At 64.0% G+C, this 21846-nt stretch carries 20 protein-coding genes and 1 other RNA gene; 7 read left to right on the top strand and 14 right to left on the bottom strand.

Going from position 1 to position 21846, the window contains the following annotated elements; genetic code table 11:
* Positions 1-45: 45 nt before the first annotated feature.
* The 9 genes from gcvP to D6Z43_RS21175 all read right to left on the bottom strand — a co-directional run bounded on the left by gcvP (position 46) and on the right by D6Z43_RS21175 (position 11963).
* Positions 46-2922 carry an aminomethyl-transferring glycine dehydrogenase gene (gene gcvP / locus D6Z43_RS21215; protein ID WP_120654018.1) on the bottom strand — a complete coding sequence of 959 codons (2877 nt, stop codon included), beginning with the start codon at positions 2920-2922 and terminating at the stop codon, positions 46-48.
* 77 nt (positions 2923-2999) lie between these two features.
* Positions 3000-3389: a glycine cleavage system protein GcvH gene (gene gcvH / locus D6Z43_RS21210; RefSeq protein WP_120654017.1), complete on the bottom strand. Its 390-nt coding sequence runs from the start codon at positions 3387-3389 to the stop codon at positions 3000-3002.
* A 43-nt stretch (positions 3390-3432) separates the two neighbouring features.
* Positions 3433-4515, bottom strand: coding sequence for a glycine cleavage system aminomethyltransferase GcvT (gene gcvT / locus D6Z43_RS21205; RefSeq protein WP_120654016.1), 1083 nt, complete (start codon positions 4513-4515; stop codon positions 3433-3435).
* 219 nt (positions 4516-4734) lie between these two features.
* A complete protein-coding gene (locus D6Z43_RS21200; RefSeq protein ID WP_120654015.1) occupies positions 4735-6354 on the bottom strand; it encodes an iron ABC transporter permease in 1620 nt (539 codons plus the stop codon).
* A 73-nt stretch (positions 6355-6427) separates the two neighbouring features.
* A complete protein-coding gene (locus tag D6Z43_RS21195; RefSeq protein WP_120654014.1) occupies positions 6428-7429 on the bottom strand; it encodes an extracellular solute-binding protein in 1002 nt (333 codons plus the stop codon).
* A 153-nt stretch (positions 7430-7582) separates the two neighbouring features.
* Positions 7583-8797, bottom strand: a complete 1215-nt coding sequence (locus D6Z43_RS21190; protein ID WP_162945909.1) for a 2-octaprenyl-3-methyl-6-methoxy-1,4-benzoquinol hydroxylase — start codon at positions 8795-8797, stop codon at positions 7583-7585.
* Between the two features lie 51 nt (positions 8798-8848).
* Complete coding sequence (gene ubiH, locus D6Z43_RS21185) at positions 8849-10033, bottom strand: 2-octaprenyl-6-methoxyphenyl hydroxylase (protein ID WP_120654012.1); 1185 nt, start codon at positions 10031-10033, stop codon at positions 8849-8851.
* A 1-nt stretch (position 10034) separates the two neighbouring features.
* Positions 10035-11369 (bottom strand): Xaa-Pro aminopeptidase, encoded by a 1335-nt coding sequence (gene pepP, locus D6Z43_RS21180; RefSeq protein ID WP_120654011.1) that lies wholly within the window; start codon positions 11367-11369, stop codon positions 10035-10037.
* Positions 11370-11408: 39 nt separating this feature from the next.
* Positions 11409-11963, bottom strand: a complete 555-nt coding sequence (locus D6Z43_RS21175; RefSeq protein WP_120654010.1) for a YecA family protein — start codon at positions 11961-11963, stop codon at positions 11409-11411.
* Between the two features lie 204 nt (positions 11964-12167).
* Here D6Z43_RS21175 and D6Z43_RS21170 point away from each other — a divergent pair, with 204 nt between their 5' ends.
* The 4 genes from D6Z43_RS21170 (at position 12168) to D6Z43_RS21155 (ending at position 13577) form a co-directional block, all read left to right on the top strand.
* A complete protein-coding gene (locus D6Z43_RS21170) occupies positions 12168-12377 on the top strand; it encodes a TIGR02449 family protein (protein ID WP_028626819.1) in 210 nt (69 codons plus the stop codon).
* The gene (locus D6Z43_RS21165) at positions 12374-12688 is read left to right on the top strand and encodes a cell division protein ZapA (protein ID WP_077525606.1); all 315 of its coding nucleotides are present in this window, start codon (positions 12374-12376) and stop codon (positions 12686-12688) included. Before D6Z43_RS21170 ends, D6Z43_RS21165 begins: the two co-directional genes overlap by 4 nt.
* 103 nt (positions 12689-12791) lie before the next feature.
* Positions 12792-12971, top strand: a non-coding RNA gene (ssrS, locus tag D6Z43_RS21160) — 6S RNA.
* A gap of 9 nt (positions 12972-12980) precedes the next feature.
* Positions 12981-13577, top strand: a complete 597-nt coding sequence (locus tag D6Z43_RS21155) for a 5-formyltetrahydrofolate cyclo-ligase (protein ID WP_120654009.1) — start codon at positions 12981-12983, stop codon at positions 13575-13577.
* Between the two features lie 49 nt (positions 13578-13626).
* Here D6Z43_RS21155 and D6Z43_RS28425 read toward each other — a convergent pair whose 3' ends face one another.
* Positions 13627-13758, bottom strand: coding sequence for a hypothetical protein (locus tag D6Z43_RS28425; RefSeq protein WP_016495303.1), 132 nt, complete (start codon positions 13756-13758; stop codon positions 13627-13629).
* A 204-nt stretch (positions 13759-13962) separates the two neighbouring features.
* Here D6Z43_RS28425 and D6Z43_RS21150 point away from each other — a divergent pair, with 204 nt between their 5' ends.
* Both D6Z43_RS21150 and D6Z43_RS21145 read left to right on the top strand, forming a co-directional pair.
* Entirely contained in the window at positions 13963-14412 is a 450-nt protein-coding gene (locus D6Z43_RS21150; RefSeq protein WP_120654008.1) for an EVE domain-containing protein, read from the top strand.
* Between the two features lie 51 nt (positions 14413-14463).
* Entirely contained in the window at positions 14464-16308 is a 1845-nt protein-coding gene (locus tag D6Z43_RS21145; RefSeq protein ID WP_120654007.1) for a diguanylate cyclase domain-containing protein, read from the top strand.
* Here D6Z43_RS21145 and D6Z43_RS21140 read toward each other — a convergent pair.
* On the bottom strand, positions 16299-16712 hold the full coding sequence (locus tag D6Z43_RS21140) for a flagellar basal body-associated protein FliL (protein WP_120655324.1): 414 nt from the start codon (positions 16710-16712) through the stop codon (positions 16299-16301). The genes D6Z43_RS21145 and D6Z43_RS21140 overlap by 10 nt on opposite strands.
* Before the next feature lie 175 nt (positions 16713-16887).
* Between D6Z43_RS21140 and D6Z43_RS21135 the strand changes: the two genes are divergently transcribed.
* Positions 16888-17865, top strand: coding sequence for an NADPH:quinone oxidoreductase family protein (locus tag D6Z43_RS21135; RefSeq protein ID WP_120654006.1), 978 nt, complete (start codon positions 16888-16890; stop codon positions 17863-17865).
* A 61-nt stretch (positions 17866-17926) separates the two neighbouring features.
* On the opposite strand, the gene D6Z43_RS21130 is transcribed toward D6Z43_RS21135, so the two are convergent.
* From D6Z43_RS21130 to rho, 3 genes are all read right to left on the bottom strand, one after another.
* Positions 17927-18895, bottom strand: a complete 969-nt coding sequence (locus tag D6Z43_RS21130; RefSeq protein ID WP_120654005.1) for a CDP-6-deoxy-delta-3,4-glucoseen reductase — start codon at positions 18893-18895, stop codon at positions 17927-17929.
* Positions 18895-20361, bottom strand: a complete 1467-nt coding sequence (gene ubiD / locus D6Z43_RS21125; protein WP_120654004.1) for a 4-hydroxy-3-polyprenylbenzoate decarboxylase — start codon at positions 20359-20361, stop codon at positions 18895-18897. The genes D6Z43_RS21130 and ubiD overlap by 1 nt, the downstream gene beginning before the upstream one ends.
* A gap of 130 nt (positions 20362-20491) precedes the next feature.
* Positions 20492-21751: a transcription termination factor Rho gene (gene rho / locus D6Z43_RS21120; RefSeq protein ID WP_120654003.1), complete on the bottom strand. Its 1260-nt coding sequence runs from the start codon at positions 21749-21751 to the stop codon at positions 20492-20494.
* Positions 21752-21846: the final 95 nt, after the last annotated feature.

The raw sequence follows: 21846 nt of genomic DNA, 5'->3' as shown, positions 1-21846 counted from the left end.
AGCCTTTGGCGAGCAGAGCTCGCTCCTAAAAAACTCGATTCCCCGCTACTCCCGATAATCTCCGACCGGCACGCAAGCGCAGAACAGATTGCGGTCGCCAAAGACGTTGTCCACCCGGTTCACCGTTGGCCAGTACTTGTGGGCCCGCGTGTGAGCAGTTGGCGTGACGGCCTCTTCGATGCTGTAGGGCCGCTCCCAGTGGCCAGTCACGTCGGCGAGGGTGTGCGGCGCGCGCTTGAGCGGATTGTCCTCGGCCGGCCAGTCTCCCGCCTGCACCTTGGCGATCTCGGCACGAATGCTCAGCATCGCCTCGATGAAACGATCCAGTTCGTGCTTGTTCTCGCTCTCGGTGGGTTCAACCATCAGGGTGCCGGGCACCGGGAAGCTCATGGTCGGTGCGTGGAAGCCGTAGTCCATCAGGCGCTTGGCCACGTCTTCTTCGGTGATGCCGGTTTCCGCCTTGATCGGACGCAGGTCGAGAATGCACTCGTGGGCCACCCGGCCATTTCGGCCGCTGTAGAGCACCGGATAGGCATCGCCGAGCTGGCGCGCCAGGTAGTTGGCACTGAGAATGGCCACTTCGGTGGCATCGGCCAGCTCCGGGCCCATCATGGCGATGTACATCCAGCTGATCGGCAGGATGCTCGCGCTGCCCCAGGGCGCCGCGCTGACCGCACCATTCTCGGGATTCGGTCCTTTCAGCTCGATCACCGGGTGGTTGGCGACGAAGGGCGCCAGGTGTGCGCGGACGCCGATCGGCCCCATGCCCGGTCCACCGCCGCCGTGGGGAATGCAGAAAGTCTTGTGCAGATTCATGTGCGACACGTCGGCACCGATGTCCGCCGGCCGTGCCAGACCGACCTGGGCGTTGAGGTTGGCGCCGTCCATGTAGACCTGACCACCGTGGCTGTGGATAACCTCGCAGATCTCGCGAATGCCCTCCTCGTACACACCGTGAGTCGAGGGATAGGTGGCCATCAGGCAGGACAGTTGACCACCAGCCTCGCCAGCTTTGCGCTTGAGGTCTTCCAGATCGACGTTGCCCTCCGGATCGCACTCGACGATCACCACCCGCATGCTCGCCATCTGCGCCGACGCGGGGTTGGTGCCGTGGGCGGATGCCGGGATCAGGCAGATGTTGCGATGCCCCTCGCCACGGCTCTCGTGGTAACGGCGAATCGCGAGCAGCCCGGCGTACTCGCCCTGGGCGCCCGAGTTGGGCTGCATGCAGATGGCATCGAAACCGGTAATGGCGCAGAGCCAGGCCTCCAGCTCATCGATCATCAGCTTGTAGCCAAGCGCCTGTTCGCGGGGTGCGAAGGGGTGCAGGTTGGCGAATTCCGGCCAGGTGATGGGGATCATCTCGCTGGTGGCGTTGAGCTTCATGGTGCAGGAGCCCAGCGGGATCATCGCCTGGTTCAGGGCCAGGTCCTTGTTCTCCAGCTGCTTCAGGTAACGCAGCATCTCGGTTTCGCTGTGATGTGCGTTGAACACCGGGTGGGCGAGGTAGTCGCTGCTGCGGGACAGCTCCGCCGGGATTCCAGGGACCAGCACAGCTTCGTCCAGCTCGGCGACGTACAGGCCGTGGTCGGCCCCGAGGAAGATGCAGAACAGCTGCTCCACGGTTTCCGCCGTGCAGGTTTCATCGAGGCTGACCCCCAGCTTGCCGCGGCCGAGGATGCGCAGGTTGATGCGCGCCGCCTTGGCGGATTCGATGACGGCGGTCTGGCTGCCGCCGACATCCAGGGTAAGGGTGTCGAAGTAGTACTGGTTGTCACGTTTGATACCCCGACGCGCCAGGCCTTCGGCGAGGATCGCGGTGAGCCGGTGGACACGCTGGGCGATGCGTTTCAGCCCTTCCGGACCGTGGTAGACGGCGTAGCAGCTGGCGATGTTGGCCAGCAGCACCTGGGCCGTGCAGATATTGGAATTGGCCTTCTCACGGCGGATGTGCTGTTCGCGGGTCTGCAGGGCCATGCGCAGGGCGACGTTGCCCCGCGCATCCTTGGAGACGCCGATGATCCGGCCCGGCATAGCGCGCTTGAAGTCGTCGCGGGTAGCGAAGAACGCGGCATGCGGCCCGCCGTACCCCATGGGCACGCCGAAACGCTGGGCCGAACCGAACACCACGTCGGCGCCCAGTTCACCGGGTGGCGTGAGCAGCAGCAGGCTGAGCAGGTCGGTACCGACGCAGGCCAGCGCCTGCTGGCCATGCAAGTGCTCGATGAGCGGGCGCAGATCACGGATTTCGCCATGGGTGTCCGGGTATTGCAGCAGCGCGCCAAATACCTGGTGCCGAGCCAGGTTATCCACATGGTCCACCACCACCTCGAAGCCGAAGGCATCGGCGCGGGTCTGCACCACGGAGATGGTTTGCGGATGGCTGTCTTCGTCGACGAAGAACAGGTTGCTCTTCGACTTCGCCACCCGCTTGGCCAGGGCCATGGCTTCGGCGGCGGCAGTGGCCTCGTCCAGCAGGGAAGCGCTGGCGAGATCGAGCCCGGTGAGGTCGATCGTCAATTGCTGGAAGTTCAGCAACGCTTCCAGCCGGCCCTGGGCTATTTCCGGCTGATAAGGGGTGTAGGCCGTGTACCAGCCGGGGCTTTCCAGCACATTGCGCAGGATCACCGTGGGGGTGACAGTGCCGTAGTAGCCCATGCCGATGAGGTTGGTCCACAGCTGGTTCTGCTCGGCATAGCCGCGCAACCTGGCCAGTGCCTGCTGTTCGTCCAGCGCCGGCGGCAGCTCCAGGGGCCGATTGAGGCGGATCGCCGGCGGCACCGTCTGCACAATCAGCTCATCGCGGCTGGTGAGGCCGAGGGCCTCCAGCATCGCCTGCTGCTCCGCATCGTCCGGCCCCAGGTGGCGGCGAAGAAAAGCATCGGGCTGTTGGAGCTGCGACAGCGAGGGCATCTGGGACATGGGCAGAACCTCGTTTGGCCTCATCGAAAAAACAAAAAGCCTCGACTAGCGAGGCTTTTTGAAGGATAGCGGGTGAATCAGCTATCGGCGTCGGCAGCTGCCTTGTAGGCGGCTGCGTCGAGCAGCTTGTCCAGATCGGCCGCGTCGTTGGGCTTGAGCTTGAAGAACCAGGAACCATACGGATCGCTGTTGACGCTCTCGGGGGCGTCGCTCACGGCTTCGTTCACGGCGATCACTTCGCCGCTGATCGGCGCGTAGATATCGGAAGCGGCCTTCACCGACTCCACCACGCCCGCTTCCTGACCAGCGGCCAGGGTCTTGCCAACTTCCGGCAGTTCGACGAAGACCACGTCACCCAGGGCTTCCTGGGCATGGTCGCTGATGCCCACGGTAACGGTGCCATCGGCTTCCAGACGGGCCCACTCGTGGCTGGGGGCGTAACGCAGTTCAGCGGGGATGTTGCTCATATCGAATTCCTCAGAGTCTGTGGCGGATGGCCCGCCTGAAAATTTAGATCAAGGCTTTGCCATTGCGCACGAAGTTCGGTCGAACGACGCGAACAGGGAACCACTTGCCGCGGATTTCCACCTCGGCGCGGTCGCCGGTGGCCATCGGCACGCGCGCCATGGCGATGGACTTGTTCAGGGTCGGAGAGAAGCTGCCGCTGGTGATTTCACCCTCGCCGACACCTTCCACACGCACCACTTGATGGGCGCGCAGCACGCCGCGCTCTTCCAGCACCAGTCCGACCAGCTTGCTCGCCACGCCGGCGGCGCGTTCGGCTTCCAGGGCCTGACGGCCGATGAAGTTGCGGGACTCGGGTTCCCAGGCGATGGTCCAGGCCATATTGGAAACCAGCGGGGAGGTCTCCTCGGTCATGTCCTGGCCATAAAGGTTCATGCCAGCCTCCAAACGCAGGGTGTCACGGGCACCGAGACCAATGGGGGCGATGCCGGCACCCACCAGTTCATTGAAGAAGCCAGCGGCCTGGTCGGCGGGCAGGAGGATTTCCAGGCCGTCTTCGCCGGTGTAACCGGTACGGGCGATGAACCAGTCGCCATCGGGCAGGCCCTGGAAAGGTTTGAGTTCGTGGATCAGCGCAGCGCGTTCGGTGCTCAGCAGCTCTGCCACCTTGGCACGAGCACTGGGGCCCTGGATGGCGAGCACGGCCAGGTCGGCGCGCTCGGTCAGGTTGATGTCGAAGCCCTGGCTGCGGGCCTGCATCCAGGCCAGGTCCTTGTCACGGGTAGCGGCATTGACCACCAGGCGGTAGCCGAAGTCGGTTACGTAGACGATCAGGTCGTCGATCACCCCGCCCTGCTCGTCGAGCATGGCGCTGTAAAGTGCCTTGCCGTGGGCTTGCAGGCGCTCCACATCGTTGGCCAGCAGGTACTGGAGCCAGACCTTGGACTGGCTGCCGGCAACATCCACCACCGTCATGTGGGAGACGTCGAATACGCCGCAATCGCGGCGCACCTGATGGTGCTCCTCGACCTGGGAGCCGTAGTGCAGTGGCATGTCCCAGCCACCGAAATCGACCATCTTGGCTCCCAGCGCGACGTGCTGGTCGTGCAATGGAGTGCGCTGTCCCATGGGTTTCTCCTTCCGGGCTTGGCGAGGATGCGGCGGCCTTGGGAGCGGGTTCATCCGCTGCCGCGGCGGGGGTGGGCCGCAACGAATGGCGCGCATTGTAGCCGCAAGGTGGGGCAGTGGACACTCCAGCCGCCCGTCAGCAGATACCGGCCCCGCGAGCAGGCCAATTGGCATCGCGAGCTGTCTCGCCCGGGCCTCGGCGCGCCTTCGAATCCGGCGTCAGTGGCCGAAGCGTCGTGCCGAACGGCGTATCAGGCCGATCACCGGCATCAGGCCGACCAGCACCAGGGTCAAGGCCGGCAGCGCGGCGCGGGACCATTCGCCTTCGCTGGTCATTTCGAAAATGCGCACGGCCAGGGTGTCCCAGCCGAAGGGGCGCATCAGCAGGGTAGCGGGCATTTCCTTGAGCACGTCGACGAACACCAGCAGTGCGGCGCTCAGGGTGCCGGGCAGTAACAACGGCAGATAGACCCGGAAGAACAGGGCCGGACCGCCAACGCCGAGGCTGCGCGAGGCTTCCGGAAGCGACGGACGGATGCGCGCCAGGCCGTTTTCCAGCGGTCCATAGGCCACCGCCATGAAGCGCACCAGGTAGGCCAGCAACAAGGCGCCGAGGCTGCCCATCAGCAACGGCTTGCCGGCACCGCCAAGCCAGCCGGAGAGGGGAATCACCAGGTGGCTGTCGAGGTAACTGAAGGCCAGCATGATGGACACCGCCAGCACCGAGCCCGGCAGCGCGTAGCCGAGGTTGGCCAGGCCCACCGCGGCGCGCACCGGACGCGTCGGGGCCAGGCGTCGGGCAAAAGCCAGCAACAGCGCCACGCACACGGTCAGCAAGGCCGCCATGCCACCGAGATAGAGGGTGTGCAGGATCAGCCCGGCATAACGCTCGTCGAGATCGAAGCGGCCACGCTGCCAGAACCACACCAGGAGCTGCAGCATGGGAATGACGAAGGCGCAGGCGAACACCAGCGAGCACCAGAAGGTCGCCGCCAGGGCCTTTACCCCGTGCAGGTGATACAGCGCCTTGCCTCGCGGTCGCTCGCTGGCCGGGCGGCTGGCGCCACGGGCACGGCGCTCGCCGTAGAGCACCAGGCAGACCCCGAGTAGCAGCAGGCTGGCCAACTGGGCGGCACTGGAAAGGCTGAAGAAGCCGTACCAGGTCTTGTAGATAGCGGTGGTGAAAGTATCGAAATTGAAGACGGCCACGGCGCCGAAGTCCGCCAGGGTCTCCATGATGGCAAGGGCCAGGCCGGCACCGATGGCCGGTCGCGCCATGGGCAGTGCGACGCGCCAGAAGGCCTGCCAGGGTGATTGCCCGAGAACCCGGGCGGCTTCCATCAAACCCTTGCCCTGGGCCAGGAAAGCGGCGCGGGCCAGCAGGTAGACGTACGGATAGAAGACCAGCACCAGTACCAGGATCACACCGCCGGTGGAGCGCACCCGGGGTAGCCGCAGGCCAGTGCCGAACCACTCGCGGAGCAGGGTCTGTACCGGGCCGGAGAAGTCGAACAGGCCGATAAAGACGAAGGCCAGCACGTAGGCCGGAACGGCGAAGGGCAGCATCAGCGCCCAGTCCAACCAGCGCCGGCCCGGGAATTCGCAAAGGCTGGTGAGCCAGGCCAGGCTGACGCCGATCACGGTCACGCCCACCGACACGCCGGTGACCAGCACCAAGGTATTACCCAGCAGACGTGGCATCTGGGTTTCCCACAGGTGGGACCAGATTTCCCCATCCACCTCTCCCCAGGACAGCAGCAGGACGCTCAGGGGCAATAGAACCAGGACGGCGACGGCAAAGCTGATGGGATACCAGCGACGCTGGGCGGGATGGGCCACGCAAACCTCTCGGGGATCGAAACAGGACGCCCCGGGCGGGCCGGGGCGTCGAGTATAGCGGTAGAGCGGTGGATCAGTTCCAGCCGACCCGGTCCATCATCTTGATGGCCTCGGCCTGCCGCTTGCCGGCGACTTCCACCGGGATGGTGTCAGCCTTGAAGCTGCCCCAGGCGGCGACTTCCTCGGACGGTTTGACCTTCGGATTGGCCGGGAACTCCTGATTGATGCCGGCGAACAAGGCTTGCGCCTCATCGGTGGTCATCCATTCCACCAGGGCCTTGGCGGCCTCCGGATGCGGCGCATGCCTGGTCACGCCGACGCCGGAAAGGTTGACGTGGACGCCACGGTCAGCCTGGTTCGGCCAGAAAATTTTCACGCGCAGTTCCGGGTTGGCCTTGTGCAGGCGGCCGTAGTAGTAGGTGTTGACGATGCCGACGTCGCACTGGCCGGCATCCACGGCCTGAATCACGGCGTTATCGTCGGCGAAGACGTCGGTGGCCAGGTTGTTCACCCAACCCTTGAGGATTTCCTCGGTCTTGGCCGCGCCATGGGTCTCGATCAGGGTGGCGGTCAGCGACTGGTTGTAGACCTTCTTCGCGGTACGCAGGCAGAGGCGGCCTTCCCAGTTCTTGTCGGCCAGCGCCTCGTAGGTGGATAGTTCTTCCGGCTTCACCCGCTCGGTGGAGTAGACGATGGTCCGCGCGCGCAGAGACAGGCCGGTCCAGGCATGGCTGCCGGATCGGTACTGGGGCGGAATGTTGGCATCTATGGTTGGCGAGGTGAATGGCTGGAGGATGCCCATCTGCTCGGCCTGCCAGAGGTTGCCGGCGTCCACGGTGAGCAGCAGGTCGGCTACGCCGTTGTCACCCTCGGCCTTGATCCGCTGCATCAGCGGAGCTTCCTTGTCGGTGATGAACTTGATCTGCACACCGGTCTTGGCGGTGTAGGCATCGAACACCGGCTTGATCAGCTCGTCGATTCGCGAGGAATAGACCACCACTTCATCGGCGGCCTGGGCCGAAGCAGCGGCGGCGAACAGCGCGAGAAGCGCGAGAAGGGACTTACTTACCCGCATTGCAGGAGCCTCTTGTGATGACGACAAAGGCTGAATGATAGTCAACCTCAGTTGTGAACTCTAAGGGTTTATATGTCGGCGTATGTATTCATGCGCTCCGAAAGACGAAGCCCCAGAACCTGCTCGACTCTGCGAGCTGGAAAAGAACAGGTTTCAGGCGCGCGCCAGGTCAGGCAGGTCACCGGACAGGCCAAGGGCCTGACGCACGAAGAGCGCCTTGGCCTCGGGCATGCCATCCACCCATTTCAGGCCGCTGTTGCGCAACCAGCGCAGGGGCAACGGATCGGCCTGGAATAGGCGCTCGAAGCCCTCCATCGCCGCCATCATGGCCAGGTTGTGGGGCATGCGCCGACGCTCGAAACGACCCAGCACGCGCTCGTCGGCCAGGCGCTCGCCCCGGCCGGCAGCATGCTGAAGGACTTCGGCCAGCACTGCCGCGTCGAGGAAGCCGAGATTGACCCCCTGCCCCGCCAGCGGGTGGATGGTGTGAGCGGCGTCGCCGATCAGGGCCAGACCTTCCTCCACATAGCGCTTGGCGTGGCGCTGGCGCAGCGGGATGCAAAGACGCGGATCGGCACCCAGTACCTCGCCCAGACGCCATTCGAATGCCCGGCCAAGTTCACTGCAGAAGCCGGCCTCGTCCAGGGCCATCAAGCGCTCGGCCTCGGCCGGGGTCGCCGACCAGACGATGGAGCACCAGTGCTCGCCGTCACGCTCGAGGGGAAGGAAGGCCAGCGGGCCGTCGTCGGTGAATCGCTGCCAGGCAGTGCGCTGGTGCGGTTCGGCGCAGCGCACGCTGGTGACGATCGCATGGTGCAGGTAATCCCATTCACGGGTCGCGCAGCCAGCGAGACGGCGCACTGCGGAATTGGCACCATCCGCAGCCACCACCAGAGGAGTGCGCAGTTCGCGGCCATCCACCAGCGTCAGCAACCAGTCGTCGCCGGAACGGCGCAGGCGTTCCAGGCGCGCGCCGGGCATCAGGCCAATGCCACTGTCGTGCAGGGGCTCCATCAGGGCGTCCTGAATCACACGGTTCTCGACGATGTGGCCCAGCACCTCGGCATGCACGCTAGAGGCGGAGAAGTGGACCTGCCCGGTACCGGAACCATCCCAGACATGCATCTCGGAATAGGGGCTGCTGCGCCGCGAGAGGACGCCGGGCCAGGCACCCAGGCGCAGGAGGATGCGCTGGCTGGCGGCGGACAGGGCGCTGACGCGCGGTTCGAAGGCGGCAGCCGGGTCGAAGGGTTTGACGCTGAGTGGGCTGCCATCGATCAGCAGGATGTCCAGGCCGCTGTCCTTCAGCGCCAGGGCCAGGGCACTGCCGACCATGCCGGCACCCACGATGATCAGATCCGCGCGCAATTCCATATCAGGCCTTGAGGCTCCCTGTGTGTCCGAGTAAGGCACACCCGGTCAGTCCGGGCGAGTGCCCAGGCCCATGGCCTGGCGGGCAAACCAGCGTTTGGCCGGCGGCAGCAGGTCGAGGCCGAGCAGGCCCAGGTTGCGTCCGGCAGTCAGCAGCGGTTCGGCGTTGGAGAAGAGACGGGTCACCTGGTCGGAGAAACCCACCGTGAGGTTCTGATCCAGGCGCTGGCGCTGCAGGTAGTTCTGCAGAGTGACCAGATCGCCAAGGGGCTTGCCGCTGGCCAGCAATGCCTCGGCCAATGCCTGGGCGTCTCGCAGGGACAAGTTGTAACCCTGGCCGGCGATGGGGTGGAGGCTGTGGGCAGCGTTGCCCAGCACCACCAGGCTGGAGCGCACCTGCTCCTCGGCTTCGATCAGTTCCAGCGGATAGAGGTGACGCGCGCCGACTTGCTGGAAGGCCCCCAGGCGGTAGCCGAAGGCGTCCTGCAATTCGTCGAGGAAGCGCCGCTCATCCAGCCTGGCGAGGCGCTCGGCGTCATCGCCCGGGCGGCTCCAGATCAGCGCGCAGCGATTTTCCGGTAGCGGCAGCAGGGCCATGGGGCCCTCGTCGGTGAAACGCTCGAACGCCTGGCCACGATGGGCTTCCAGCGGGCTGACGTTGGCAATCAGAGCAGTCTGTCGATAGGGAGTGCGACGCACGCCGATGCCCAGTTGCTCACGCAGCCCGGAGCGACCGCCATCGGCCAGTACCGCGAGGTCGCAATCGATCTGGGTTTCGTCATTCAGGGTCAGGCGGTATCCACCTTCCAGCGCCTTCATGCCGACCACTTCAGCCGGGCAATGCCAGGTCACCACATCCTCGTCCAGCGCCTGCCAGAGGCATTGGCCCAGCCAAGCGTTCTCCACGACGTAACCCAGGGCCGGTACGCCTTCTTCAAGGGCAGCCAGGCGCGCGGCACCAAAACGTCCGCGATCGGAAACGTGGATCTGCAGGATGGGCTCGGCGCGCTGCGCAATGGCCTGCCAGAGTCCGAGGCGCTCGTAGATCTGCCGGCTGCCGAAGGACAGCGCAGAGGAACGGGCGTCGTAGCTGGGCTGGAAGCTGTTGCCAGGGGCGAAGGGTTCGATCAGGAGGATCTTCCAACCCCGCGCCCGAGCACCATCCTGCAGCGCCAGGGCGAGGCTCGCGCCGACCAGGCCGCCGCCAATGATCGCAACTTGGCAGTGATGCATGTCAGGCGGCCTGGCTGCGTGCAGCGGCCATCAGCGCCTCGATTTCGTCCACGGTCTTGGGTACGCCGCCGGTGAGAATCTCGCAGCCGGTCTTCGTCACCACGACGTCGTCCTCGATGCGCACGCCGATGCCGCGCCACTTCTTCGGTACGTCCTGGTTGTCGGCGCCGATGTAGATGCCGGGCTCGACAGTCATCGCCATGCCGGGCTCCAGCACGCGCCACTCACCACCGACCTTGTATTCGCCGACGTCGTGCACGTCCATGCCCAGCCAGTGACCGGCACGGTGCATGTAAAAGGCCTTGTAGGCTTCGGAGGCGATGAGCTCGTCGACGTCGCCCTTGAGCAGGCCCAGCTCCACCAGACCGGAGGTTATGACCTGTACGGTGGCTTCATGGGCTTCGTTCCAATGCTTGCCGGGGGCGATTTCGAGGAAGGCGGCTTCCTGGGATTTCAGCACCAGCTCGTAGATGGCCTTCTGCTCAGGGCTGAAGCGGCCACTGACGGGGAAGGTGCGGGTGATGTCGCTGGCATAGCAATCGAGCTCGCAGGCGGCGTCGATCAGCACCAGGTCGCCGTCCTTCAGCAGGGCGTCGTTCTCCCGGTAGTGCAGGATGCAGGCGTTCTTGCCGGCGGCGACGATGGAGCCGTAGGCCGGCATCTTCGCGCCGCCCCTGCGGAATTCATATTCCAGCTCGGCTTCCAGGTGGTATTCGTACAGGCCGGCGCGGGAGGCCTGCATGGCGCGCACGTGGGCGCGGGCGGAAACCTCGGCGGCCTCGCGCATGACCTTCACTTCAGCCGCCGACTTGTACAGGCGCATGTCGTGCAGCAGATGATCCAGCGCGACGAATTCCTTCGGCGGCTGAGCGCCCTGACGGGCCTTGGAGCGGATGGTGTTGACCCACTCCATCAGGTGCTGGTCGAACTCGGTGTTGGTGCCGATGGAGTAGTAGACGCGACTGCGCCCTTCAATCAGACCGGGAAGGATGTCGTCGATGTCGCCGATGGGGAACGCGTCGTCGGCGCCGAAATCGCGGGTGGCACCGTCCTGACCGGCACGCAGGCCGTCCCAGAGTTCACGCTCCGGATCGCGCTCGCGGCAGAACAGCACGTACTCGCCGTGCTCGCGACCAGGGATCAACACCAGCACCGCTTCCGGCTCGGGAAAACCGCTGAGGTACTGGAAGTCGCTGTCCTGGCGATAGACGTGCTCGACGTCGCGGTTGCGGATATGCACGGGCGCGGCGGGCAGGATGGCGATGCTGTTGGCTTCCATCTGCGCCATCAGCGCCTTGCGGCGGCGGGCGTATTCGGCCTTGGGGATACGGGTCATGCGCGCTCCTTCAGGGCGGGCGAATGCCCGCCACTCGGGTCAATGCAACGAGGGTTTGGCAGCCGGCGCAGCGGGCCTGGCGCATTCGGCGAAGAGCAGCAGGGGCGCGACGCGCAGGTACTCCATCACCTCCATATAGTCGCTTTCGCCGTCGTCGGATTCTTCCAGGGCGCTCTGCACCTGAGCGATCGAGGCGAGGTCCTGAAGCACTTCGACGGCCTCGCCGGACAGTGCGCCTTCACGGGCGGTGAGGCCGAACCCACCCAGGAAGCCCTGGCACCACTGGCCGAGGGCAGCGGCCCGCTCGGCCAGCGGCGCTTCGTCGCTGGGCAGCAGCAGGACCACGGCCATCTCCGTGCCGGTCAGTTCGCTCTTGACCATTTCCTGCAGGCCGATCAGGGCCTGGCGCAGATTGTCCTGTGGGGCGCTACCGAGTAATTCGGCGGCATCCTCCAGCCAGGGTTCCGGCTCGAAACCGGCACCGGCGCAACTGCGCCCCAAGAGCATGCCGTGCAATTCGGCGGGGGAAACCGGCTGGCCAGCGGAGGCGAGGAGCGCGGCGAAAGCGTTGTAGGGAGAATTCGAACTGGACATAAGGGTGGCTAGGCGCCAGAGGGCGCAATCACTAGAATGACGGCCTCGTATCCTAGCAGCCTGGCGCGGCGAAGGCAGCATTGGCCGCCCGTCCACCGGGCCCTATCTACGGGCATGCGACAATTTGCACCGTCGCCTGCGGGTTTGACCCTTTCCCGTGTCAGTCCTATATAGTCCCGGTCACTCCTCACCAAGTAGACGCCCATGGAAGACGCCGAACTGCATGCACTGACAGCCAAGCTGGAACTGCTGATCCAGCGTGTAGAGCAGCTCAAGGCCCAGAACCGGCTCCTGCTTGCCAGCGAGAAGGCCTGGCGCGAAGAACGCGCTCATCTGATCGAAAAGAACGAAATGGCCCGGCTCAAGGTCGAAGCGATGATTTCGCGCCTGAAAGCCCTGGAGCAGGATTCATGACCCAGTCCAACACCGTCACCGTCCAAATCCTCGATAAGGAATACTGCATCGCTTGCCCTGCGGACGAGCGCGCCAACCTTGAAAGCGCTGCCCGCTATCTCGACGGCAAGATGCGCGAGATACGTTCAAGCGGGAAAGTCATCGGTGCCGACCGCATCGCCGTAATGGCCGCGCTGAACATCACCCATGATCTGCTGCACAAGCAGCAGCGTCTGGACCAGGAGGCCACGTCCACTCGTGAGCGGGTCCGCGACCTGCTTGAGCGCGTTGACCACGCCCTGGCCGCCGACCCCGACGCGCAGCAGGCCTGAGCATCGTCCGGCCGCGACAAACTGACGCTTTCTGGCGTTTTTTGACGCTGTCGGACCGACGCATAGCAGTTTCCTGAACGGTTCTTGGGGTATACTCGCCGCCAGCTCCCTGGTGTGTTGGCCAGTCGGTGATGTCCCTGAGCCGATAAATGCAACCACGGGGGTTGCAAGTTGAGGCCGGTGTGCATGTCCGCCTGACGGAAAGCCTTAACGCCTCCTGCAGCCTCCACCTTGAACTTTCGGGTTCAAGGGCTAACCCGACAGCGGCACGACCGGGGAGTCTATTTTCTTCATGATCTGCGCCGGTTCCCATTCCCGCCAGAGCTTGCGCCGCCTGCTCCGCCAGGCCCGCCGCGCACTTACCCCCCTCCAGCAGAAGCACGCCGCCAAGGCCCTGTACCGACAACTCGCACAGGCCCCCCTGTTCCGGCGCGCCCGGCACATTGCCCTCTATCTGCCAACCAATGGCGAGATCGATCCGCGTCCGCTACTGCGCGAAGTACAGCGCCGGGGCAAGCAAGCCTACCTGCCGGTACTCAATGCCTGGCCCAGGGAGAAAATGGTTTTCCAGCGTCTGCTGCCGGGTGAACGCCTGAAGAAGAACCGCTTCCGCATCCTCGAACCTCGCGCCAATCCGGCGCAGCAGCGCAAGGTCTGGGCACTGGATCTGGTCCTGATGCCGCTGGTGGGCTTCGATGAATCAGGTGGACGCCTGGGGATGGGCGGCGGCTTCTACGACCGTAGCCTGGCCTATCTGACGCGCCGTCACCAATGGCGCAAACCGACCCTGCTGGGCCTGGCGCACGAATGCCAGAAGGTGGACAGGCTGGAACTCGCCAGCTGGGACGTCGTCCTGCAGGCGACCGTAACGGACAAGGGCTGGTACTGAAGAGCACTGGCAGCGGCATCGCGATCCTTGCGATGCCGGCCGAGTAGAATCAGGGCTGTTGGGTCAGGTTGACGGGCGCGTTGCTCTGACGTTCCCACAGGCTTTGCGTGTAACCAGTGGTAACGACACCCAGACCAAAAATAATGACCAATACCCAGAGGATGTCTGGCTTGCGTTTCATCGATTGCCTCCCCCTTGCAGGCAAACTTCGCGCGATGACCGATGGCGAGTTGTTGTTTTGATTGGACCGAACGGTAGCAGCAGCTTAAAGCGCGGCATTCTCCGGCAACGTGAGCGAACACGCAATTTATGACGCCAACCGGCCGTCGGCCGGTCTTCAAGCTTGGATGCCCCAATTAAGGACGAACGTACAGGAGCAAAGTTCATGCCTTTCTGGCTGATGAAATCCGAACCGGACGAACTTTCCATCCATGACCTGCAGCGCCTGGGCAAGGCGCGCTGGGATGGCGTGCGCAACTACCAGGCGCGCAACTTCATGCGCGCGATGCGTCCGGGCGAACTGTTCTTCTTCTATCACTCCAGCTGCCCCGAACCGGGCGTCGCCGGCATCGCGCGAATCGCCGGGGAGACCTACCCGGACCCCACCGCCCTGGACCCACAAAGCCATTACCACGACCCCAAAGCGAACGCCGAGAAGAATCCTTGGAGCGCCCTGGACGTGGAGTTCGTCGAGGCCTTCACTCGAGTCATCCCCCTCGGCCTGTTGCGCGAGCAGGCGGTGCTGTCCGGCATGGCCCTGGTACAGAAGGGCAGTCGCCTGTCGGTGATGCCAGTGACAGAAGAAGAATGGGCTGGAGTACTCGCCCTTCGTTGAGTCGGGCATGGCCCTGTGCTATGACGGAGAGGAATCCACTGGGGCACCCCCATGCCGCATTCTCATCCCGCCTGGCTGGTCCGAACGACACTCGCCCTGCTCTTCCTGGCGCTGTGCGGTACCAGCCTGCTGCTCTGGAAGCAGCTGGAAGATGCCCATCAGGAGCGCATTCGTGAGCGCGTCGGTTATCAGGCGCGCGCCCTGGCCGCCGAACTGGAAAACAACCTGATTGACGAGGTCGAGGGTCTGCGGCGCATTGCCATCCTATGGAACCACCAGGGCCGGCTTCCGCGAGACGAATGGGAGTTGGAAGTCCGTTTTGCCCTGGAGCACTTTCCTGGCTACCAGTCGATCCAGTGGATGGGAGAAGACCTACGCATGCGCTGGGTCATGCCGGAAAAAGGCAACGAGGCGGCTATTGGTTTCCGCCTGACGCGCATTCATCCCAACTTCAATCTCGCCATGCAGGCCAAGGCCAGCGGTGAACCGCAGATGTCCAACAGCTTTGCCCTGGTTCAGGGCGGACGTGGCGTCATCCTCTACACCCCGCTGTTTATCAGCAACGAGCAGGGCAGCCGCACCTTCGATGGCTTCCTCCAGGGCGTATTCCGCGTCGAATCGCTGATGGATGCGCTGCTCGGCAGCCTCGACAATCGCGACTTCAGCGTCCAGTTGCTGGAGTCCGGTCAAGCCATCTACCTCCAGCAGCGACCGGAAACCCTGAACAGCCTCAGCCAGCGCGTTCCGCTGCACCTGCTCAACAACAGCAACTTCGCCCTGCAGCTCTCCCCGACCGCCAAACTGGTGGAACAGCTCAGCTCGCCGCTGCCCCAAGTCGTCCTCGGCGCCGGCCTGCTCACCAGCCTGTTACTGGTCGCCGCCCTCGCCCTGGCGCTGGAGAATGCCCGTCGCGCCAGCGCGCTACAGATCGGCTATCGGCGCCTGAACGAAGAAGTCAGCCAGCGCGAACACGCCGAGCAGGATCTGCGTGACAGCCGCGAACGCCTGCAACTGGTACTCGACCTGACCGATTCCAGCCATGACGGCCTGTTCATCTTCGATCTCGCCAATCGCGAGATCCTGCACATGAACCCCGCCACCTACGCGAGCCTCGGCTACAGCGCCGAAACCTTTCGCCAGCTACTCAAGGAAGATCCTGAGCAACTCATGCCCGGCTTCCACACCTGGCTGGAGCTGGTGCGCCAGGCTCGCCGGGATGGCAACTCGGGTATTTTCCAGCGCGAGATGCGCCGCGCCGATGACAGCCTCCAGGCAGCGGAAATCAGTGCGCAACTGGTGAGTCAGAATGGTCGCGACTACCTGATCGGCGTCTCTCGCGACAATCGCGAGCGACTGGAACTGGAGGCGCGCCTGCAGCGACTTTCTCAGCTGGATGGCCTGACCGGGCTATACAACCGGCGCTATTTCGACCGACAGTTGAACGGTGAGTGGCGCCGCCTGCGCCGCCTCGGTGCGCCGCTGGCATTGCTGATGCTGGATGTGGATCACTTCAAGGCGTTCAACGACCAACTTGGTCACCAGGCGGGCGATGATGCGCTGCGCCAGGTCGCCCAGGCGCTCCAGCAGAGCCTGCAACGTGAAGGTGACGTGGCCTGCCGTTACGGCGGGGAGGAGTTCGCCATCATCCTCGCCAACACCGCCGAAGACGGCGCACGACATGTTGCCGAACGGGTAATGGCGCACGTGGCGGAACTGCAGATCGAGCACCCCGGCAGTCCCGAGGGGCTGCTGACGTTGAGCATCGGCATCGCCGTCTCTGACCCGGCCCGCGAAGAGCAGCCCGACAGCCTGGTATCACGCAGCGACGCCGCGCTCTACCGGGCCAAGCACGAAGGGCGCAATCGCACCTGCCTGTGGGAGAAAGGTCAGGGCTGAATGATCAGATTGTTGAACAGCAGGTCGTCCACCAGTGGCTCGCCTTCTTCGCTGTGCAATACCTGCTGCACTTGTTTGAGGGCTTCCTGGCGAAGCTTTTCCTTCGAGTCGGAGGAGGCCAGGCTCTCGTCGGTCTGCTGGGAGAACAGCATCACCAACTGATTGCGGATCAGCGGCTCATGACGAGTCACCTTGTCCTGCGCCTCGGGGCCGGAGACGCGCAGGGAAACATCGGCCTTGTAGTACTTCAGGCGAGGGCCGGGGCCATAGTTGCCGACCAGGGAAGGCACCAGATCGATATAGGCGACCTTGGGTGCCTCACCTTCCTTGGGCTCTTCTTTCTCATTGGCCACTGCCAGCAGGGGAAGGGTCAGTGCCAGCAGCAATGCAGTCAGTCTTTTCACCAGGGTCATCCTCAGCACGAATGCCGCCTAGCATAGCCACAGCGGCGGCAAGCCCCAAGACCTCCGTTTATGCAGGCCTATCAGGCGCGGCCATGCTGATTGACCGCCCTGCCCCCCAACCTACACTGCAAGGCCACATGCCCGGGGCCAGAGCCCCAAGCCAAGGAGCTCCGCGATGAAAGCCGTCCTGTGCAAAGCCTTCGGTCCCGCCGATACTCTGGTGCTGGAGGAAGTCGCCAGCCCCGAGCCCAAAAAGAACGAGATCCTGATCGACGTCCATGCGGCGGCGGTCAACTTCCCCGACACGCTGATCATCGAAGGCAAGTACCAGTTCAAGCCGCCCTTCCCGTTCTCTCCGGGTGGTGAAGCGGCAGGAGTGGTCGCGGCGGTGGGTGAGAAGGTCAGCCACCTCAAGCCTGGTGATCGCGTGATGGCGCTGACCGGCTGGGGCAGCTTCGCCGAGCAAGTGGCCGTGCCGTCCTACAACGTAATGCCGATTCCGAAGGGTATCGACTTCAATTCCGCCGCGGCTTTTGGCATGACCTACGGCACGTCGATGCACGCGCTCAAGCAGCGCGCTAACCTGCAACCCGGCGAGACCCTGCTGGTGCTGGGTGCCTCCGGCGGTGTAGGCCTGGCGGCGGTGGAGATCGGCAAGGCGATGGGAGCACGAGTGATCGCTGCGGCCAGCAGTGCGGAAAAACTGGCAGTGGCCAAGGCCGCCGGGGCCGATGCGCTGATCAACTACAGCGAAGAAAGTCTCAAGGATCGCGTCAAGGAGCTGACAGGCGGCCAGGGCGCCGACGTGATCTACGATCCGGTCGGCGGCGACCTGTTCGATGCTGCCGTGCGCTCGATCAACTGGAACGGTCGCCTGCTGGTGGTGGGTTTTGCCAGCGGCCGCATCCCCGAGCTTCCAGTGAACCTGGCCCTGCTCAAGGGCGCCTCGGTGGTTGGCGTGTTCTGGGGCTCGTTCGCCCAGCGTCAGCCCCAGGACAACCTGGCCAACTTCCAGCAGTTGTTCGCCTGGTATGCCGAAGGCAAACTCAAGCCGCTGGTGTCCCAGACGTTCCCGCTGGAGCGCGCTAGCGACGCCATCAATGCCCTGGCCACGCGCCAGGCAGTGGGCAAGGTGGTGGTCGAGGTACGCTGACACTTCACCCTACAAGAATGAAAAAGACCGCCCGAGGGCGGTCTTTTTTGATGTCCGGGAATCAGGAACGCGGGGCGTAGGCGAACACGTCCGCGCGCATCTGATGGGCATCCATCCCTGCGGCAACCAGGGCGTCCAAGGTGGCGTAGACCATCGCTGGGGAACCGCTCGCGTAGACGTGCAGTTGCTTGAGGTCAGGGAAGTCCTCGCACACGACTTCGTGCAGCAGACCGCGACGTCCCTGCCAATCACAGGGGTCGCTGACCACCTTGTGCAGGATCAAGTTTTCCAGACCCTGCCAGTCGCTCCAATGGACCAACTCGTAGAAGTCCTCCGGCTGGCGCACGCCCCAGTAGAGGTGCACCGGGTGCTTGAAACCGGTGGCCCGGCAGTGTTCGATCAGACTGTGTATCTGCCCCATCCCCGTGCCTGCGGCAATCAGCACCAGCGGACCTTCCGGCAACTCCGCCAGGTGGGTATCGCCGAAGGGCATGCGGACCTTGGCCATACGAGTGCGCTGCAGTTGCGCGAGCAGCGCCTTGGCGCTGTTCTCACGACCGAGAATGTGCAGTTCGATATCCCGCCCGGCGCTGGGCGCCGAAGCCATGGAAAAGGCTGAGGACTCGCCGTCGTCCCGTTCGATCAACAGGTACTGGCCAGCGTGATAGCGCGGCGGCTTGCCTGCCGGGGCACGCAGGCGCACACGCCAGACATCGCCCCCCACGGACGAACACTCGGTGAGCTGGCAACTCAGGCTTCGCACCGGTAATTCACCCGGCGCCAGCACACCATCCCAGTGCAGGACGCAGTCTTCAAGGGGCTCGGCCAGGCAGGTGAACAGCTCGCCCTGCGTCAGTTCTGCGCCGTTCTGGAGTACTCGTCCTTCCACCAGCAGGGCCGCGCAAACATGACAGTTCCCGTTGCGGCAGCTTTGCGGGCACTCGTAGCCGAGCCGACGCGCCGCATCCAGGATGCGCTCGCTGGGAGCTGTCTGGATGATTGCGCCGGAGGGTTGCAGAGTGACACGCATCAGTCGATTCCCAGAGAGGACCACAGCTCGTCGACGCGGCGCTTGACCGCTTCGTCCTGGACGATTACCCGACCCCATTCGCGGTTGGTCTCGCCCGGCCACTTGTGAGTGGCGTCCAGGCCCATCTTCGAGCCGAGGCCTGAGATGGGCGAGGCGAAGTCCAGGTAGTCGATCGGCGTGTTGTCGATCATCACCGTGTCGCGCTTGGGGTCCATGCGCGTGGTGATGGCCCAGATCACGTCGTTCCAGTCCCGCGCATTGACGTCGTCATCGGTGACTATGACGAACTTGGTGTACATGAACTGTCGCAGGAACGACCAGACACCCAGCATTACGCGCTTGGCGTGGCCGGGATACTGCTTCTTCATGGTCACCACCGCCATGCGGTAGGAGCAACCTTCCGGCGGCAGGTAGAAATCGACGATCTCGGGGAACTGTTTCTGCAGGATCGGCACGAAGACTTCGTTCAGCGCCACGCCGAGGATGGCCGGCTCATCCGGCGGCCGGCCGGTGTAGGTGCTGTGGTAGATAGGTTTCTGCCGGCGAGTGATGCGTTCCACGGTGAACACCGGGAAGCGATCCACTTCGTTGTAGTAGCCGGTGTGGTCACCATAGGGACCTTCGTCAGCCATCTCTCCAGGGTGGATCACCCCCTCAAGAACAATCTCCGCGCTGGCCGGCACCTGCAGGTCACTGCCAAGGCATTTCACCAGTTCGGTACGGTTGTCCCGCAGCAGGCCGGCGAAGGCATATTCGGAAAGGGAGTCCGGCACGGGCGTCACGGCGCCGAGGATGGTCGCCGGATCCGCGCCGAGGGCTACCGCGACAGGGAACGGCTGGCCAGGGTGTTTGGCGCACCACTCGCGATAATCCAGCGCGCCGCCGCGGTGGCTTAGCCAGCGCATGATGACCTTGTTGCGGCCGATCACCTGCTGGCGATAGATGCCGAGGTTCTGGCGCTCCTTGTTCGGGCCGCGGGTGACGGTCAGGCCCCAGGTAATCAGCGGGGCGACGTCGCCCGGCCAGCAGGTTTGCACCGGCAGCCTGGTGAGGTCGACATCGTCGCCCTCCTCCACCACTTCCTGGCATGGGCCATCCTTCAGCACCTTGGGCGCCATGGCGATGACCTTCTTGAAGATCGGCAGCTTGGACCAGGCGTCCTTGAGACCCTTGGGCGGCTCGGGCTCCTTGAGGAAGGCCAGCAGCTTGCCGATCTCGCGCAGCTCGCCGACGTCCTCGGCGCCCATCACCAAGGCCACTCGGCCGGGAGTGCCAAAGAGGTTGCCGAGCACCGGAATGTCGAAGCCGGTGGGCTTTTCGAACAACAGCGCCGGGCCCTGCTTGCGCAGGGTGCGGTCGCAGATTTCGGTCATTTCCAGCACCGGTGACACTGGAGTGGCGATGCGCTTGAGCTCGCCGCGCTGCTCCAGGCCGCTGATAAAGTCGCGCAGATCGCGATACTGCATGCTTGAGCCTCTTGGGGCGTGCAGGTCGGGGCGCAAAGTTTAGCGCCGAACTGGGTTATTCAGAAGAACAAAGGGCCAGTGCAGAAATGCAAAAGCCGGGTTTCCCCGGCTTTTGCGGCACATCCAAGACTTACTTGCGCTTCATCGAGAGGAAGAATTCGTCGTTGGTCTTGGTGTCTTTCAGCTTGTCGAGCAGGAACTCGATGGCGGCGATCTCATCCATCGGGTGCAGCAGCTTGCGCAGGATCCACATGCGCTGCAGCTCGTCTTCAGCAGTCAGCAGCTCTTCGCGGCGGGTACCGGACTTGTTGATGTTGATGGCCGGGAACACGCGCTTCTCGGCAATGCGACGGTCCAGCGGCAGTTCCATGTTGCCGGTGCCCTTGAACTCTTCGTAGATGACTTCATCCATCTTCGAACCGGTTTCTACCAGCGCGGTGGCGAGGATGGTCAGCGAGCCGCCTTCCTCGATGTTGCGCGCGGCACCGAAGAAGCGCTTGGGCTTCTCCAGGGCGTGGGCGTCGACACCACCGGTGAGCACCTTGCCGGAGCTCGGGATCACGGTGTTGTAGGCACGCGCCAGACGGGTAATGGAGTCCAGCAGGATGACCACGTCCTTCTTGTGCTCGACCAGGCGCTTGGCCTTCTCGATCACCATCTCGGCAACCTGCACGTGGCGAGTCGGCGGCTCGTCGAAGGTGGAGGCGACCACTTCACCGCGCACGGTGCGCTGCATCTCGGTCACTTCTTCCGGGCGCTCGTCGATCAGTAGGACGATCAGGTGGCACTCGGGGTTGTTGCGGGTGATGTTGGCCGCGATGTTCTGCAGCATGATCGTCTTGCCCGCTTTCGGCGGTGCCACGATCAGGCCGCGCTGGCCCTTGCCGATCGGTGCGCAGAGATCGATCACACGGCCGGTGAGGTCTTCGGTGGAGCCGTTGCCGGCCTCCATCTTCAGGCGCTCATTGGGGAACAGGGGCGTGAGGTTCTCGAACAGGATCTTGTTCTTGGCGTTCTCGGGGCGGTCGTAGTTGATGGAGTCGACCTTGAGCAACGCGAAGTAACGCTCGCCTTCCTTGGGCGGACGAATCTTGCCGACGATAGTGTCGCCCGTGCGCAGGTTGAAGCGACGGATCTGGCTGGGCGAGACGTAGATGTCGTCAGGGCCGGCCAGGTAGGAAGAGTCGGCGGAGCGCAGGAAGCCGAAGCCGTCCTGGAGAATCTCCAGCACGCCATCACCGGAGATCTCCTCGCCGCTCTTCGCGTGCTTTTTCAGCAGGGCGAAGATGATGTCCTGCTTGCGCGAACGGGCCATGTTCTCCAGGCCCATTGCGTCGGACATTTCCAGAAGTTCGCCAATCGGCTTTTGCTTGAGTTCGGTCAGATTCATAGGAATGACGTAGATAGAATGGAGAAGGGAAAGCTTTGAGCTTTTTAGGCCGCGCCGCAGAGAAGGCGACAGGATCGCTGTGCTTATTCGAATAG

This window comes from Pseudomonas sp. DY-1 (assembly GCF_003626975.1).
Lineage (GTDB): Bacteria > Pseudomonadota > Gammaproteobacteria > Pseudomonadales > Pseudomonadaceae > Metapseudomonas.
The sequence above is the reverse complement of the archived record's forward strand: the minus strand, read 5'-3'. Positions and strand labels throughout refer to the sequence as shown.